Annotated in this window: 1 protein-coding gene; it reads left to right on the forward strand. The window is 33.8% G+C overall.

The features are described from left to right. Positions 1–260: hypothetical protein (locus SB689_RS22795; protein WP_410694348.1), on the forward strand; the 260-nt coding region annotated here is incomplete at its 5' end. Positions 261–325: the final 65 nt, after the last annotated feature.

Here is a 325-nt window from a genome sequence, read left to right on the forward strand (position 1 = left end):
ATAAAATACAGGGATATGGCAGTGCCAATTACTCAGACGGGAAAATGTTGGGAATATCTCCTGACAAAAGATTTATGGTATCGGATCATATTTCAAAAGGCTACGTTGAGGATGGTCTCAATAAGCGGCTGTATGAAAATTATGTATGTGTAATTGTTGATGTTTTCAAGAAGAGCGTAGTTAAGTATATGCAGGGAGATTGTAGTGGAAGTTGGAGTAAGGATAATACGTGGGTTAATGGTGGCAAGGTTATTTTTTAAATAAACGAAAATAATTAATCATATTTCATAATATAGTGAAAATATGTTTAGTAAGGCTCAATCAG

Origin of the sequence: Chryseobacterium sp. SIMBA_038 (assembly GCF_046535115.1) — a bacterium.
Taxonomy (GTDB): Bacteria; Bacteroidota; Bacteroidia; order Flavobacteriales; family Weeksellaceae; genus Chryseobacterium.